The 2,005-nt window shown below is 61.5% G+C and carries 2 protein-coding genes; one reads left to right on the forward strand and one right to left on the reverse strand.

All coding sequences use genetic code 11. From position 1 onward, the window contains the following. Positions 1-1,811: hypothetical protein (locus tag ACXJL8_RS39700; RefSeq protein ID WP_456686885.1), on the forward strand; the 1,811-nt coding region annotated here is incomplete at its 5' end. Between the two features lie 73 nt (positions 1,812-1,884). Here ACXJL8_RS39700 and ACXJL8_RS39705 read toward each other — a convergent pair. Then, positions 1,885-2,005, reverse strand: a 121-nt coding sequence (locus tag ACXJL8_RS39705) for an NrsF family protein (protein ID WP_456686886.1), incomplete at its 5' end; no start/stop codon positions are given.

Here is a 2,005-nt window from a genome sequence, read left to right on the forward strand (position 1 = left end):
CCGAGAAGATCTTCTATGCCCTGTTCTATGGGGTCGGCGCTATCGCAGCTTTTGCAGCTCTCAGGCTCCGAACGTTTTTTGAAGGCCGCTCGCTCGTTCTGTTCTACCTCTCGTCGGCGATCATTGTCACGGAGCTGCATCCGTTCCTGCGGGCTACATTCGAGCCAAGACTGCAACAGGTTGCGCTGGCCGCCCTTGTCGCCGCCGCCGTCATCCCGTTCGTGAAGCGCATCCCGACCTTCGTACACATCAAGGGCGATCCCGACGTCAGGCCGATCAAGCTCTCCGAATTTGGATGGGTCGATGCGGTGCTGATCGCAGCACTGCTGGCCCTGATCCTGCCTGCGGACGTGCGGGGCCTGGCCACACGGGCCATGGCCGGCAATCATCCGGTATCGTACCTGACGGGACCGGCGCTCTATCACTTTGCAAATGGCATGGTGCCGGGCCGCGACTTCCTGGCGTTCTACGGATACGGACCGCCTTACCTATTGAGCAGGTTCCTGACGGCGGACGTCAACGCTCTGTATGAGCTTTACATCAGGCTCATTGCCGCAAGCCTCGTGATCTTCCACCTGTCAAGCTACTGGGTGCTGCGGGACTTTTTCCAGAGCAGGGCAATGCCGTTTGTCTTGACGGCCGTGTTTCTCGCGCTGTGTCAATACGCCGACGGCGACGCCTTTGGCGGGCCGTCCGCTCTCGCGATCCGCTACGCGTTCGTGTTCATTGCGGTCGGCATCCTGGCGCACCTCATGGTGCAACCGTCCTTCCGGCTGTTGATGGCGCTGTCTGTCGTCTGCGCTGTCTCGATCTTTTGGAACACAGAGACCGGAATTTATACCTGGGCGGTGGCCTGCGCCGCCTTGTTGGTACGGGTGCTGGAAGGGCGTCGGTTTTGGGAAGTCGCGGCCTTGACCTGCATGACGCTCGTGTTTTTGCTGGCGTTGTTCGTTGCCGCATTCGGCCCGGCCGTCCTTTCGGCGGACTTTCTGTACGTCTTCCTCGCCCCGCTCAGCCTGCACAGCCTCTCGAATTGGGTGGCGGTGATTCTGGTCTGGAACCCTGGATTCGGGACGCTCTACCAGATCGTCATGCCCGCGATCGCCATCGGCACGGCAGTCAGCGTCGCCGGTGCGTGGACCGGCTCGCGCACCATAGAGCGCGCTTATCTGCTGGTTCTGTCTCTCGTCGCGCTGGTCTTCATGACGAAGTGGGTGAACCGATCGCTGGATGCGGTGTGGCAGCAGAACGCCTTTGCTTATCTTGCCGTTGGCGCATGGTGGGGCCGATCGGCATTCCGTGCCGCACTCGGCCGAACGACGTCGCAGCTTGTCCCGGCAACGTCGTTGGCGGCGATCGCCGCAGTCTCCGTTGCCGTGCTTCTGAACGCCCAGGACCGGCGCCAGGACGCGATGATAGGGCTGCGGTCGTATTTGAAGTTCCCGAGCATCGCCAGCTTCAAATGGAGAAAGACTTCAGGGCCACACGAGGTCGCACTCGACGCCAGTGACATCGACCTGGTCAACAAATTCGTGCCACCCGGTGGCCGCATGCTGCTGCTGTCGGACCAGGATTGGCTTGTCCTCCCGGCTCTCGGGAGGGCCCCGAAAGGCTACTTCATGCCTTTCCGGGAYACGTTCAGCCGCGAACAGGTGAGCAGGAGCTTTGCTGGGGCCGACCATTTCTTTTTGGACCGCGGCGCGACCTACCAATATGACTGGTTGAAGGAGATGGTGGAGGGGCTTCTGCTGGAGCAGTTCGAGCGCTCGGAAGAATCCACCCGGTTCATCCTCTATCGCAGGAGGGCTTGACGCCGGAAGCTGCGCGGCTCGTGCAGGCGTTGAACACGGTCACGTCCTGCAGGAAGCGGCGTGGTTGACGCAGTCAGTATCTTAGGACCTTCGACCCCAACAGCGCACCGATCGCCGTCACTAGCGCGGTCGCGAGCGTGTACCAGGTCGCGACGAACAAGGGCGAGTCGTCGGTGCAGTGCGAGGCATAGAGC

Source organism: Bradyrhizobium sp. P5_C11_2 (assembly GCF_054049755.1).